Annotated in this window: 12 protein-coding genes; 4 read left to right on the top strand and 8 right to left on the bottom strand. The window is 51.1% G+C overall.

From position 1 onward, the window contains the following. From ftsL to leuO, 7 genes are all read right to left on the bottom strand, one after another. On the bottom strand, positions 1-366 hold the full coding sequence (gene ftsL / locus FDX03_RS08550) for a cell division protein FtsL (protein WP_000625651.1): 366 nt from the start codon (positions 364-366) through the stop codon (positions 1-3). Further along, complete coding sequence (gene rsmH, locus FDX03_RS08545; RefSeq protein ID WP_006686694.1) at positions 363-1,304, bottom strand: 16S rRNA (cytosine(1402)-N(4))-methyltransferase RsmH; 942 nt, start codon at positions 1,302-1,304, stop codon at positions 363-365. The genes ftsL and rsmH overlap by 4 nt, the downstream gene beginning before the upstream one ends. A 1-nt stretch (position 1,305) precedes the next feature. Continuing rightward, the gene (mraZ, locus tag FDX03_RS08540; protein WP_003018792.1) at positions 1,306-1,764 is read right to left on the bottom strand and encodes a division/cell wall cluster transcriptional repressor MraZ; all 459 of its coding nucleotides are present in this window, start codon (positions 1,762-1,764) and stop codon (positions 1,306-1,308) included. Positions 1,765-2,375: 611 nt separating this feature from the next. Next, a complete protein-coding gene (cra, locus tag FDX03_RS08535) occupies positions 2,376-3,380 on the bottom strand; it encodes a catabolite repressor/activator (protein ID WP_005124558.1) in 1,005 nt (334 codons plus the stop codon). 266 nt (positions 3,381-3,646) lie between these two features. Next, entirely contained in the window at positions 3,647-4,138 is a 492-nt protein-coding gene (gene ilvN / locus FDX03_RS08530) for an acetolactate synthase small subunit (RefSeq protein ID WP_003829566.1), read from the bottom strand. Positions 4,139-4,140: 2 nt separating this feature from the next. Then, positions 4,141-5,865, bottom strand: a complete 1,725-nt coding sequence (ilvI, locus tag FDX03_RS08525) for an acetolactate synthase 3 large subunit (RefSeq protein ID WP_071887318.1) — start codon at positions 5,863-5,865, stop codon at positions 4,141-4,143. Positions 5,866-6,184: 319 nt separating this feature from the next. Beyond that, a complete protein-coding gene (gene leuO, locus FDX03_RS08520) occupies positions 6,185-7,132 on the bottom strand; it encodes a transcriptional regulator LeuO (RefSeq protein ID WP_101741376.1) in 948 nt (315 codons plus the stop codon). An 828-nt stretch (positions 7,133-7,960) separates the two neighbouring features. Here leuO and leuA point away from each other — a divergent pair. Genes leuA through leuD form a run of 4 tightly spaced genes read left to right on the top strand, consistent with a single transcriptional unit; the run spans position 7,961 to position 12,642 of the window. Then, positions 7,961-9,532, top strand: a complete 1,572-nt coding sequence (leuA, locus tag FDX03_RS08510) for a 2-isopropylmalate synthase (RefSeq protein ID WP_048212702.1) — start codon at positions 7,961-7,963, stop codon at positions 9,530-9,532. Then, on the top strand, positions 9,532-10,623 hold the full coding sequence (leuB, locus tag FDX03_RS08505; RefSeq protein WP_137345795.1) for a 3-isopropylmalate dehydrogenase: 1,092 nt from the start codon (positions 9,532-9,534) through the stop codon (positions 10,621-10,623). The genes leuA and leuB overlap by 1 nt, the downstream gene beginning before the upstream one ends. Positions 10,624-10,625: 2 nt before the next feature. Continuing rightward, positions 10,626-12,026, top strand: a complete 1,401-nt coding sequence (leuC, locus tag FDX03_RS08500; protein WP_061067236.1) for a 3-isopropylmalate dehydratase large subunit — start codon at positions 10,626-10,628, stop codon at positions 12,024-12,026. A 10-nt stretch (positions 12,027-12,036) separates the two neighbouring features. After that, positions 12,037-12,642 carry a 3-isopropylmalate dehydratase small subunit gene (leuD, locus tag FDX03_RS08495; RefSeq protein ID WP_137345794.1) on the top strand — a complete coding sequence of 202 codons (606 nt, stop codon included), beginning with the start codon at positions 12,037-12,039 and terminating at the stop codon, positions 12,640-12,642. A 99-nt stretch (positions 12,643-12,741) separates the two neighbouring features. Here leuD and FDX03_RS08490 read toward each other — a convergent pair whose 3' ends face one another. Beyond that, positions 12,742-13,920 carry a sugar efflux transporter gene (locus tag FDX03_RS08490; protein WP_048212706.1) on the bottom strand — a complete coding sequence of 393 codons (1,179 nt, stop codon included), beginning with the start codon at positions 13,918-13,920 and terminating at the stop codon, positions 12,742-12,744. Positions 13,921-13,942 lie beyond the last annotated feature (22 nt).

Here is a 13,942-nt window from a genome sequence, read left to right as displayed (position 1 = left end):
TTATTTTTGTACTACGATGTTTTCTTGTGAGGGATCAACATGCTGCATTTGCAGCTTTTCCGTTGCGATCCGTTCAACACGGCTATGGTCGCCGAGCGCGTTCTCCTCAAGGATCAAGTTGCGCCATTCGATATCCAGCGCATCTCGCTCCAGAACCAGCTGCTCACGCTGCGCGGTCAGTAACCGCGTATGGTGTGCTGTTGTCACGACGGTAACCGCCGTCAAAATAATGCAAATGAACAGGCAGAGTGGCAGCTTCCCAAACCGCAAAAGATCGTCACCGATCACACCAGGCAAGGCATGGCGCTCGTTGCTTCCTATCGATCCCTTAACTTTGCTGAGGGCTTCTGTCACTCTGCTGATCATGCGTTCGTCCTCTCTGCAATACGCAGAACTGAACTACGGGCACGAGGATTTTCAGCTACCTCTTCTTCGCCCGGCATCATCTTGCCTAGTGCTCTTAACTCACGGCCGCCCAGCTTTTTGATCTGCGCTTCGGTCATCGGTATTCCAGCCGGAACCTGAGGACCACGGCTTTGTTCGCGCATAAAGCGTTTCACAATGCGATCTTCAAGCGAATGGAAACTGATTATCGAAAGGCGACCACCTGGTGCCAGCACGCTGAGCGAGCTTTTTAGCGCCTGCTCTATCTCCTCCAGTTCACTGTTCACCCAAATGCGCACCGCCTGGAAGGTACGGGTCGCGGGATGTTTGAATTTGTCTTTCACCGGCATTGCCGCCGCAATCACTTCCGCCAGCTCTTTGGTGCGAGTCATCGGTTCGATGCGATTGCGCTCGACAATGGCGCGAGCAATGCGTTTGCCGAAGCGTTCTTCGCCAAAAGTTTTAATCACCCAGGCAATGTCTGCTTCATCGGCGGTTTGCAGCCATTCAGCCGCTGACTGACCGCGTGTTGGGTCCATACGCATATCTAACGGACCGTCACGCATAAACGAAAAACCGCGCTCCGCGTCATCAAGCTGCGGAGATGAAACCCCAAGATCGAGAAGAATCCCGTCGATCTTACCGGTCAGTCCGCGTTCGGCGACATAGTCAGCCAACGCAGAAAAAGGTCCATGTACGATGGAAAAACGGGGATCTGTAATCGTCTTTGCAACGGCAATAGCCTGCGGATCGCGATCGATTGCCAGTAAACGTCCCTCTTCACCAAGCTGTGAGAGGATCAGACGTGAATGACCACCGCGACCAAATGTCCCATCAATGTAGATGCCGTCTGGACGAATATTCAGGCCGTTTACGGCTTCATCCAGCAACACCGTGGTGTGTTTATAATTTTCCATCATCTTATAGAGACAAGTCCTGCAATCGTTCCGACAGCGCGCCGGTCACAGACTGCTCAGCGTCGATATCTTCCTTGACCTGTTGATACCAGGTCGTTTCATCCCACAGCTCAAACTTATTGAACTGCCCAACCAGCATCACTTCTTTCGTTAGCCCTGCGTGTTGTCGCAGAATGGGCGCGATCAATAAGCGACCGGCGTTATCCATCTGACATTCGCTGGCATGACCCAGCAATAAGCGCTGTACGCGACGCTCAACTGGATTCATGCTCGACAGACGCGATAACTTCTGCTCGATAATTTCCCATTCAGGCAGGGGGTACAGCAGCAGGCACGGGTGATGGATGTCAATGGTACAAACCATTTGACCGGTAGCGCTCTCGAGCAGTTGATCCCGATAACGGGTAGGCACCGATAAGCGCCCTTTACTGTCGAGATTAACTAACGTTGCTCCCCGGAACATGCCAGTCTCACCCCCGATTACCACTTTATCCCACAAATTCCCACTTAAAGGAGTTTACGGAGCGGAGGAAAACCTTGTCAAGCAAGTCACGGCGCTTAGCGGAGCAAAAAACCCATTGTTTACGGCTAATATCTGCGTTGAACAAATTCCGTACAGCAAACGAAGCAAATTAACGTCATGAATATTTGTAAGAAAAAAATCCAACAACTCATCATTGTTTAAAACAACTCAATATCAACCGAGGAAAATATAAAGTGTCAGTTTGCGACGCGAGCGGCATTTTAGGACAATATGCAGCGAGATAACAGTACCAGTTCATCGGTCTGTACGGCCCGTACGGCCAAGGAAGGTGAGAGATTGCCGCAATTCGGCGGCAAAGTGTTTGTTAATTCGGCAAATCCACACAAGCATGTAACAAAATAATACAAACGTAACGCGCCGTTACGTATCAATAACCCAAAAAAGGATAGTTGCATTTTTAAATTAGGATAATTAAAGAATAAATTTCAGATAATTCTAAAGAATATTCTTAAATAGAATAAGGTTATTTCTGAGAATAAAATATTTGATGGCATCGAAGCATTCTCTCCAATGCCATCAATAGCAACCACTTAGTTACGGCTAAGGATGCCGCGGCGGTACAGATTACGCCGAATGCGCGTTAATCCTGGTTTTGGTTTACGCGGTTCATCAAGGCTTGCAAGGACGATCTCCAGCACACGTTCAGCCACATCTCGGTGGCGCTGTGCCACTGCCAGCACCGGACATTGCAGGAAGTCGAGCAGTTCGTGATCGCCAAACGTGGCAATGGCTAAATCGGATGGCAGTTGCCCATCGCGACGCAATGTCACATCCATCACCCCCTGCAATAGCGCGAATGAGGTGGTGAACAGTGCCTGAGGCATCGGATGTGTTTCCAGCCATTTATCAAACAACTGCGCTGCTGCCTCCCGCTCATAGCTATTGGCATACAGGAAGTGCACGTCACGCGGATCGTCTTTCCACGCGGTACGGAAACCCTGTTCGCGCAGGAAACTGACCGATAATTCAGGGAGCGCCCCCAGATAGAGCACGGTTTCAGCAGGGAATTTACGCAATTCCTCCGCCAGCATTTCCGCATCATCCTGGTCTGCGCCGACAACACTGGTGAAGTGTTCACGATCCAGCGCACGATCCAGCGCCACAATCGGGAATGAACTGTTCGCCCAGCGCTGATAGAACGGATGTTCCGGCGGTAATGAGGTAGACACAATAATGGCGTCAACCTGACGCTGCAAAAGGTGCTCAATACAGCGCATTTCGTTATCCGGCTGATCTTCAGAGCAGGCAATCAGCAGTTGATACCCACGCTGACGCGCCTGACGTTCCAGGTAGTTTGCAATGCGGGTATAACTCGTATTCTCCAGGTCCGGGATTACTAACCCGATAGAACGTGTGCGTCCAGCACGGAGCCCGGCCGCCACAGCATTAGGGTGGTAATTATGTTCGCGCACCACCGCCATGACTTTTTCGACCGTTTTGTCGCTTACGCGGTATTGCTTTGCTTTGCCATTAATAACGTAGCTTGCAGTCGTTCGCGAAACGCCGGCCAACCGAGCGATTTCATCCAGTTTCACAATTGCCCCTTGCGTAAAATGTACAAACCATAACCTTTAAGATGGCATGGGTTAAATTTATTAACATCTAAGCGCAGAATAATGACTGCGGCAACCGCTTTTGTCTCTGGTTACTGCTGATTTCGCAAAAAAAAAAGCGCAACAGGTAGCATCAGCGAAAACGGGTACGTTACCTGTAGGCCGGATAAGGCATTTACGCCGCCATCCGGCATGACCTCCACGATGATGCCTGATGGCACTGTGCTTATCAGGCCTACAGTCGGCTATTAACGCATGATTTTATCGCCTCGGGAGAGTCCCACCACGCCGGAACGGGCAACTTCCACAATTTTAGCGACTTCACGCAGCGTTGCCAGAAACGCATCCAGCTTATCGCTGGTGCCCGCCAGTTGTACGGTGTAGATCGACGGCGTAACGTCGATAATTTGCCCACGAAAAATCTCCGTGTTGCGTTTCACCTCTTCCCGGCCATACCCGCTGGCCTGAATTTTCACCAGCATAATTTCTCGTTCAACATGGGCGCCCTGCCCCAGTTCGCTGACGCGCAGAACGTCCACCAGCTTGTGCAGTTGCTTTTCAATTTGCTCGAGGACCTTTTCATCGCCCACGGTCTGGATCGTCATCCGTGATAAGGTCGGATCGTCAGTCGGCGCGACGGTCAGGCTTTCAATGTTGTAACCACGCTGAGCGAAGAGGCCTATTACGCGCGATAATGCCCCAGACTCGTTTTCCAGTAATACTGATAATATCCGGCGCATAATCAGGTCCTCTCCGTTTTGCTTAACCACATCTCATCCATACCGCCCCCTCGAATTTGCATCGGGTAGACATGCTCACTACCATCGACGGTGACATCAACAAACACCAGCCGGTGGTTGCGCACATGTTCCAGTGCTTCCCCCAGTTTGCTTTCCAGCTCATCCGGATGATTTATCTGGATACCAATATGCCCATATGCTTCAGCAAGACGAACAAAATCAGGTAGCGACTGCATATAAGACTGCGAATGACGCCCGGAATAGATCATGTCCTGCCACTGTTTCACCATGCCGAGATAGCGGTTGTTAAGGTTGAGTACCAGCACCGGCAGCTCATATTGCAGCGCCGTCGACAGCTCCTGAATATTCATCTGAATACTGCCATCACCGGTAACGCAGACTACCGTTTCATTCGGCAGTGCCATCTTCACCCCTAACGCTGCGGGTAAACCGAATCCCATGGTGCCGAGGCCGCCTGAGTTGATCCAGCGGCGCGGTTTATCAAACGGATAGTACAGCGCAGCAAACATCTGATGCTGACCAACGTCAGAGGTCACATACGCATCCCCTTTTGTCAGACGCCAGATGGTTTCGATCACCGCCTGCGGTTTAATACTTTCGCTTTGAGTGTCGTATTTCAGGCACTGACGGGCGCGCCAGTGCTCAATCTGTTGCCACCAGTCACGGTTATCGTCCAGCGGCTGCTGCGATTTCTCCTGCTCCAGCAGCTCAAGCATCTGATCCAGCACCAGGAGAGCATCGCCCACGATTGGAATATCCGCCGTGACGGTTTTTGAAATAGAGGTGGGGTCGATATCGATATGTAACACGGTCGCATTCGGGCAATATTTTGCCAAATTATTGGTTGTACGATCGTCAAAGCGCACGCCGACCGCAAATATCACATCCGAATGATGCATAGTCATATTCGCTTCATAGGTACCATGCATACCCAACATGCCCAGCGCCTGACGATGCGTTGCCGGAAACGCACCTAAGCCCATTAGTGAGGAGACAACCGGCAGATTTAGTGCTTCAGCAATCTGCCTTAGCTGTTCGTGGCAGGCAGCATTCACTGCCCCGCCCCCCACGTACACAACCGGTTTTTTAGCCGCTACTAACGTCTGCAGAGCGCGTTTTATCTGCCCTTTATGTCCGGTCGTCGTCGGATTATACGAACGCATGCTCACCGACTCCGGCCAGCTGTAAGGCAGTTTCTTCGCCGGATTCAGAATATCTTTCGGCAAATCCACTACCACCGGTCCCGGACGACCGCTTGCCGCCAGCCAGAAGGCTTTTTTCAGCACCTGCGGGATGTCTTCCGTTTGTTTAACCAGAAAGCTGTGTTTTACCACCGGGCGAGAAATCCCCACCATGTCGCACTCCTGGAAGGCATCGTAGCCAATCAGAGAGGTAGCCACTTGTCCGGAGAGGATCACCAGCGGAATGGAGTCCATGTACGCCGTTGCGATACCGGTGATCGCATTGGTTGCTCCCGGCCCTGAGGTGACCAACACAACGCCCACTTCCCCCGTCGCACGTGCCAGACCATCGGCCATATGGACCGCTGCCTGCTCATGGCGGACCAGCACATGATCAATACCACCGACCGTATGCAAAGCATCATAAATATCGAGGACTGCGCCCCCGGGATACCCGAATACCTGCTTCACACCCTGATCGATGAGCGATCGGACGACCATCTCGGCTCCAGACAACATCTCCATGGCTTGCCTCCACTCTTATAATGAATAACGGTTTAACAACACATTAACCGCTGACGATAAGGCATGGCAATTGACACTGAAGTGGTGGCGTAACGGCGGATAAGAATAAAACGGAGGAAAGAATCGAATAAACGGAGAATTAAACCAGTATAAGCAAATGAAATGACAAATAATCGCTTAAAAATGAGCACTTACAGCGATTACTCTATTTTTTCGCCCTCCCGGGCAAAAAACAAAAGCAGATTTCAGCATAAAATTTCAAATAAAAATAAAAAAGCAGAATAAACCAGATGCATCATCGGATTTACTCTGCCATAGGTCACTGCTTACAGATGGAGACTAACAGCTCTTCCATCCATTGATGTCCTTTATCCCGACCAGCGGCTTCATGCCAGGAAAGATAACAAGTCCGGCTATTCAGTTTTAACGGTAGTGGTAATATTTGCAGTTCTAAAGCCTCAGAGAACTCTTCAGCTAACCAGCGTGGCGCAATAGAAACCAAATGAGTTTGGGATACAATATTCAGTACGCTGATTAATGCCATTCCCTGATAAGCTACGCAGGCTTGTTTATCCTGAGTGTCATACCAGGGTTGACTGAATGACGCAAAGCGTTCGAGAGAAACTACCGCATGCTGTTCATTATAAACATCACTCTCCAGTAATGGACCGCTAATGCGCGGGTGTTTTTTACTTGCGACTAACACCATTTCATCATTGAATAACGGGATGCTGGTGAACTCAGGACGGCGGAATTCTTCATAACTAATAACAAATTCTGTTTCCTGATACCGTAATTGATGTTCTGTATTTTGGTTGAGCGAGGATTTAAATACAACATGAATATTAGGCGCAACTTGCTCAACGCGATTGTAAATCAAGGATGTGAGGATATTATCCAATGGGCTACAGACGCAGAGATTAAATACACGTGAGCTGCTGGTGGGTTCAAAACCGGACCCTGGCAGTTCATTCTGCACCAATTGCAGCGCCTGACGAATAGAGCCAAATAGCTGAAAAGCCCGTGCAGTTGGCTGGATGCCTCGGCCATAGCGCACAAAGAGCTCATCATTAAACATAACCTTCAGACGCGCGACTGCGTTGCTGACTGCAGGCTGAGACATACCCAGAGAATGCGCTGCGCGAGTAATATTCTGTTCTTGCATCACCGCATCAAAAACGGTTAATAAATTAAGGTCAACCATGCGCAGCTGCGGTTTCCCCATCTCTAAAAGATTAGGTTTATCTATTATTTTTACTTCTGGCATATTTAACTCCACTGTCACTCAAAACTCCCTTTTCCCAGACGGAGCTCAGAAATAACCTCCGCTAATATGATTTACCATGCATATAAAATAAGAAAAAGGGAAAGCATTAAAATTAGGAAAACATAAAGACCCTGGCCTGAATGAACAAAAACCAATGCGAGCGCAGTGTGGCAGAGGTCGCTGCACGATGATTCATACGTTTAAATGTCGAAAACAATATAAACATAACCATGACAAATACACAATCATGCACGAAGTGAATGTATATTTAAGATTTAATTAAATGTTTATATCATTAACACCGCGATGCTTAACATTTATTTATCAATCATTTTTCCCACGGCACCTCAAATCTATTCAGAATTAATATAAAAACCAATAAATCATAAAGATAGAAAATCCATCCACAAGTTATCTCTTCAATATGCCGTTACAATAGCTGAAAACAAATATGCTCAAATATGTCAAATCGTGAAAAGTATGTAATCCACACGCTGATTTATTTTATACAACCATAAAAATTCAGCACAATTCGCTCAAAGTTCAGGAGATTTTTTCCGCCGAGTGGGGGCATTTGTGGGGGATGGGGTTGACATCAATCTTCATATCCAGTACCACTAAAAGCATATCGCATTCGCCTGGAGCTTGATTGATGACTTACATTGCTCGTTTTAACGGTCTACTACTACTAAACGCATTCTCATTGCGCGGTAGACTGGTGGACGACATTCAGCATTAAGTCAGCTCCAGTTAAGACAAAAACCCGCGCCATTGCGCGGGTTTTTTTATGCTCGAAGCAAGGCGCCCTAAACACCAAGGACTTAAACCATGAGCCAGCAAGTCATTATTTTCGATACCACCTTACGCGATGGTGAACAGGCGTTACAGGCAAGCCTGAGTGTGAAAGAAAAACTGCAGATAGCTCTGGCCCTCGAGCGTATGGGCGTTGACGTGATGGAAGTGGGTTTCCCGGTCTCTTCTCCAGGTGACTTTGAGTCCGTACAAACCATCGCTCGTCAGGTTAAGAACAGCCGTGTGTGTGCCTTAGCCCGCTGCGTAGAAAAAGATATCGACGTTGCCGCGGAATCGCTGAAGGTCGCTGAGGCTTTCCGAATTCATACCTTTATCGCCACCTCGCCGATGCATATCGCGACGAAATTACGCAGCACGCTGGATGAAGTGATCGAACGAGCAATCTATATGGTTAAGCGTGCGCGTAATTATACAGATGACGTGGAGTTCTCATGTGAAGATGCGGGACGTACTCCTATCGCCGATCTGGCCCGCGTGGTCGAAGCCGCCATTAACGCCGGTGCCAAAACCATCAATATCCCTGATACCGTCGGTTACACCATGCCATTTGAGTTTGGTGGAATCATTTCTGGCCTGTATGAACGCGTACCGAATATCGATAAAGCCATCATCTCCGTGCACACCCATGATGATTTAGGTCTGGGCGTTGGCAACGCGCTGGCGGCCGTTCACGCCGGTGCTCGCCAGGTGGAAGGCGCAATGAACGGTATCGGCGAACGCGCCGGTAACTGCTCACTGGAAGAAGTGATCATGGCGATCAAAGTACGCAAAGATATTCTGAACGTACAGACCCGCATTAATCACCAGGAAATTTGGCGTACCAGTCAGTTAGTCAGCCAAATCTGTAACATGCCTATCCCGGCCAACAAAGCGATTGTTGGTAGCGGCGCGTTTGCCCACTCTTCCGGCATCCATCAGGACGGCGTACTGAAAAATCGTGAAAACTACGAAATCATGACGCCTGAATCCATCGGCCTGAACCAGGTACAGCTGAACCTGACGTCCCGTTCCGGACGTGCCGCGGTGAAACACCGTATGGACGAGATGGGATATAAAGAAAATGAATACAACCTGGACAACCTGTACGACGCCTTCCTGAAACTGGCGGATAAAAAAGGTCAGGTATTTGATTACGACCTGGAAGCACTGGCCTTTATTAACAAACAGCAAGAAGAGCCAGAGCATTTCCGTCTGGATTACTTCAGCGTGCAGTCCGGCTCAAATGACATCGCCACCGCCTCCGTCAAGCTGGCCTGCGGTGAAGAAGTGAAAGCCGAAGCGGCGAACGGTAACGGCCCGGTCGATGCCATTTATCAGGCCATCAACCGTGTTACCGAATACAACATTGAACTGGTGAAATACAGCCTGACCGCCAAAGGGCACGGTAAAGATGCGCTGGGTCAGGTGGATATCGTCGCCAACTATAACGGTCGCCGCTTCCACGGCGTCGGTCTGGCGACAGATATCGTCGAATCTTCCGCTAAAGCAATGGTTCATGTGCTGAACAACATCTGGCGCGCCGAAGAAGTCGAAAAAGAATTGCAACGCAAAGCTCAGAACAACGAGAACAACAAGGAAACCGTGTGATGTCGAAGAATTATCATATTGCTGTTTTGCCGGGTGACGGTATTGGCCCGGAAGTGATGGCGCAAGCCTTGAAGGTACTGGACGCAATCCGCAACCGTTTTAACATGCGCATTACCACCAGCCACTATGATGTGGGTGGTGCGGCCATTGATAACCACGGCCAGCCGCTGCCGCCAGCGACGGTTGAAGGCTGTGAGCAAGCTGATGCCATTTTGTTTGGCTCCGTTGGCGGCCCGAAATGGGAACATCTGCCGCCTAACCAGCAACCCGAGCGTGGTGCACTGCTGCCGTTGCGTAAGCACTTCAAATTATTCAGTAACCTGCGTCCGGCGAAGTTGTACCAGGGGCTGGAAGCCTTTTGCCCGCTGCGCGCCGACATTGCAGCTAACGGTTTCGACATCCTGTGTGTACGTGAACTGACCGGCGGGATCTACTTCGGTCAGCCAAAAGGCCGCGAAGGCAGCGGACAACATGAAAAAGCGTTTGATACCGAGGTTTATCACCGTTTCGAGATCGAACGTATTGCGCGTATCGCGTTTGAATCCGCTCGCCAGCGTCGCCGTAAAGTCACATCGATTGATAAAGCGAACGTACTGCAAACATCGATTCTGTGGCGCGAAATCGTCAATGAAATTGCGAATGAATATCCGGACGTTGAACTGGCGCATATGTACATCGACAATGCGACGATGCAGTTGATCAAAGATCCCTCCCAGTTCGACGTGCTGCTGTGTTCCAACCTGTTTGGCGACATTCTGTCTGACGAATGCGCCATGATCACGGGCTCAATGGGGATGTTGCCGTCTGCCAGCCTGAATGAGCAGGGTTTTGGCCTGTACGAGCCCGCTGGCGGTTCTGCACCCGATATCGCAGGGAAGAATATTGCCAATCCTATCGCCCAAATTCTGTCACTGGCGCTGCTGTTGCGTTACAGCCTGGATGCCAATGATGCGGCAACCGCCATTGAGAGCGCCATCAACCGCGCATTAGAAGAAGGCATTCGCACCGGTGACTTAACCCGTGGCGCTGCCGCAGTCGGTACCGATGAAATGGGTGACATTATTGCCCGTTATGTCGCAGAAGGGGTGTAATCATGGCCAAAACGTTATACGAAAAATTGTTTGATGCGCACGTCGTCTTTGAGGCGCAAAACGAAACCCCGCTGTTGTATATCGACAGACATCTGGTGCATGAAGTGACCTCTCCGCAGGCGTTTGATGGGCTGCGCGCGCATGGACGTCAAGTGCGCCAGCCAGGCAAAACCTTTGCCACCATGGACCACAACGTCTCCACGCAGACCAAAGACATTAACGCTTCCGGCGAGATGGCGCGTATTCAGATGCAGGAATTGATCAAAAACTGTAATGAATTTGGCGTCGAACTGTACGACCTGAATCATCCGTATCAGGGGATCGTCCACGTAATGGGGCCTGAACAAGGCGTGACGTTGCCGGGTATGACCATCGTCTGCGGCGACTCCCACACCGCCACCCACGGCGCGTTCGGCGCGTTGGCCTTTGGTATTGGCACCTCTGAAGTTGAACACGTGCTGGCGACGCAGACCCTGAAACAAGGGCGCGCCAAAACCATGAAGATTGAAGTCAACGGTAAAGCAGCCCCTGGTATTACCGCCAAAGATATCGTGCTGGCGATTATCGGTAAAACCGGTAGCGCGGGCGGCACCGGGCACGTGGTTGAGTTTTGCGGCGAAGCCATTCGCGAACTGAGCATGGAAGGCCGTATGACCCTGTGTAACATGGCCATTGAAATGGGTGCCAAAGCGGGTCTGGTCGCACCGGATGAAACCACCTTTAACTATGTGCAAGGGCGTTTACACGCACCGAAGGGCGAAGATTTTACCCACGCGGTTGAGTACTGGAAAACGCTGAAAACCGACGATGGTGCCACCTTTGATACCGTCGTCACCCTGCAGGCAGAAGAGATCGCGCCGCAAGTCACCTGGGGAACGAACCCGGGTCAGGTCATCTCGGTAAACGATAATATTCCCGACCCGGCATCATTTACCGATCCGGTGGAACGCGCATCGGCTGAGAAAGCGTTGGCTTACATGGGATTAAAACCGGGCATTCCGTTAACAGAAGTTGCTATCGATAAAGTGTTCATCGGTTCCTGCACCAACTCGCGTATTGAAGATTTACGCGCCGCAGCGGAAATCGCCAAAGGCCGTAAAGTCGCACCGGGCGTACAGGCGCTGGTGGTGCCGGGTTCTGGTCCGGTGAAAGCGCAAGCGGAAGCAGAAGGTCTGGATAAGATTTTTATCGAAGCTGGGTTTGAATGGCGTTTACCGGGCTGTTCGATGTGTCTGGCGATGAACAATGACCGCCTGAATCCGGGTGAGCGCTGTGCCTCCACCAGCAACCGTAACTTTGAAGGCCGTCAGGGCCGTGGTGGTCGCACGCATTTAGTCAGCCCGGCCATGGCCGCCGCAGCCGCCGTTACCGGTCATTTTGCCGACATTCGCAGCATCAAATAAGGAAACTACCATGGCAGAGAAATTTACCCAGCATACCGGCCTGGTTGTCCCACTGGATGCGGCCAACGTTGATACCGACGCCATTATTCCCAAACAGTTTTTGCAGAAGGTGACGCGTACCGGTTTTGGCGCTCATCTGTTCAACGACTGGCGTTTTCTGGACGAAAAAGGTCAACAGCCTAATCCTGAGTTCGAGCTGAACTTCCCGGAATATAAAGGCGCGTCCATTCTGCTCGCGCGGGAAAACTTTGGCTGCGGCTCTTCTCGCGAACATGCGCCGTGGGCGCTGACCGATTACGGTTTTAAAGTGGTGATCGCCCCAAGCTTCGCCGACATCTTCTACGGTAACAGCTTCAATAACCAACTGCTGCCGGTCACCCTGAGCGATGCGCAGGTGGATGAACTGTTTGCGCAGGTGTTAGCCAATCCAGGCATTAAATTTGAAGTGGATCTGGAAGCGCAGGTGGTGAAAGCGGGCGATAAGTCTTACAGCTTTAAAATCGACGACTTCCGCCGTCACTGCATGCTGAATGGTCTCGACAGCATCGGGCTGACGCTGCAGCATGAAGCGGCCATCACCGAGTACGAAAACGAGCAGCCAGTGTTTATGCGCTAGTCCTTGTTATGCCGGATGCGCTGCGCTTATCCGGCCTACATATGCGCTCCAATTGTAGGCCGGATAAGGCGTTTACGCCGCCATCCGGCACTTTATAAATCAAACATCCTTCACCCGCCCGGTCATCACCAACGTAACCACTGAAATCGCCGCGATTACCCAGTAAACGGCAAAATGTCCGTAACTTTGTGCAACAGCACCCTGAATCACCCCCGCCAGAATGACGCCGGTCGAAATACTGTTGGTAAATAATGTGGTCGCTGAACCCGCGCGTCCGGGCATCAGATCCTGAAACCACAGCATGCCTATCCCAGCGACAATACCGATGAATACGGCGTTAAACAGTTGCAATATAAGCAGAGCCGTATGGCTATGAAAGAAGATCAGCCCCAGATAAAACAGCACGCCGGCCGCCACGGCGACGATCATCATTCGCCGTTTACCAAAGTGTTTCACGTAGTAGCCCGCCAGAATCATCGCCGGAATTTCCAGCCCGGCAGCCGTCCCCATTAAAATGCCCGCCAGCTTATCGGGCAGCCCTAAATCCTGGCTAATCCACAGTGGCATATCAATGATGTACATGGTATTGCAGGTCCACATCAGCGTGGAGGCAATAAACAGCATCCGCACATTTTTGTCCTGCCAACCGCCGGTCTGTTCCAGCGGCACGTCAACGGACTGCTCCACCCGAGCGACAGACGGCAGTATCAGCGCAATCAGCACCAGGCTAATGGCAAAAATCCCTGCGGCAATGGAAAACATCGCCGTAAAGCCGTAATTCAGCGCCAGCATGAAGGCCAGCGGCGGTCCGATCACCCAGGCCAGCGAAAGCTGCGCACGCATCACCGAACTAAACATCACTACTTCACGCGCGGAGTTATCCGCATATTCCCGCGCCAGCGCAAACAGCTGCGGCATGGCGGTATTCGCCAGCGAGGCCAGCAGCACACCGCAGGTGATCAACGTGAGATAATGGCGATTAAACGCAAACAGCAGCGCGTTGCCAATCGCCATCAGGCAGCAAAACATGATCAGCTTGCGCCGATCGCCCTGGCTGTCGGATCGTTTTGCAAGCCCGAGGCTAACCACGATCCCGGCAATCGCATTGACGGTGTAAAACAGCCCGACCCAAAATGGTTGCGCCCCGACTTCGCGGCTCAGGAACAGGCTCAGCGTGGGGGCCTGCAACGCCCCTGCCACGCCCATCATAAAAGCGACCAGCATAAATGCCGCGTAAACGCCGTTGAGGCGCCGTCCCATGGTCATAATCCAGAGCATTGTTATCCCTATTGGCTGGGCT

It is taken from the genome of Citrobacter sp. wls827 (assembly GCF_005280875.1).
In the GTDB taxonomy this organism is placed as follows: Bacteria; Pseudomonadota; Gammaproteobacteria; order Enterobacterales; family Enterobacteriaceae; genus Citrobacter; species Citrobacter youngae.
Note: the sequence above shows the minus strand (reverse complement) of the source record. Positions and strands in the feature narration are given on the sequence as shown.

What these genes read in the sequence shown, in the direction of transcription:
- ftsL (WP_000625651.1), bottom strand. Translation starts at nt 366, where the DNA reads ATGATCAGCAGAGTGACAGAAGCCCTCAGCAAAGTTAAGGGATCGATA.
- rsmH (WP_006686694.1), bottom strand. Translation starts at nt 1,304, where the DNA reads ATGATGGAAAATTATAAACACACCACGGTGTTGCTGGATGAAGCCGTA.
- mraZ (WP_003018792.1), bottom strand. Translation starts at nt 1,764, where the DNA reads ATGTTCCGGGGAGCAACGTTAGTTAATCTCGACAGTAAAGGGCGCTTA.
- ilvN (WP_003829566.1), bottom strand. Translation starts at nt 4,138, where the DNA reads ATGCGCCGGATATTATCAGTATTACTGGAAAACGAGTCTGGGGCATTA.
- ilvI (WP_071887318.1), bottom strand. Translation starts at nt 5,865, where the DNA reads ATGGAGATGTTGTCTGGAGCCGAGATGGTCGTCCGATCGCTCATCGAT.
- leuO (WP_101741376.1), bottom strand. Translation starts at nt 7,132, where the DNA reads ATGCCAGAAGTAAAAATAATAGATAAACCTAATCTTTTAGAGATGGGG.
- leuA (WP_048212702.1), top strand. Translation starts at nt 7,961, where the DNA reads ATGAGCCAGCAAGTCATTATTTTCGATACCACCTTACGCGATGGTGAA.
- leuB (WP_137345795.1), top strand. Translation starts at nt 9,532, where the DNA reads ATGTCGAAGAATTATCATATTGCTGTTTTGCCGGGTGACGGTATTGGC.
- leuC (WP_061067236.1), top strand. Translation starts at nt 10,626, where the DNA reads ATGGCCAAAACGTTATACGAAAAATTGTTTGATGCGCACGTCGTCTTT.
- leuD (WP_137345794.1), top strand. Translation starts at nt 12,037, where the DNA reads ATGGCAGAGAAATTTACCCAGCATACCGGCCTGGTTGTCCCACTGGAT.
- FDX03_RS08490 (WP_048212706.1), bottom strand. Translation starts at nt 13,920, where the DNA reads ATGCTCTGGATTATGACCATGGGACGGCGCCTCAACGGCGTTTACGCG.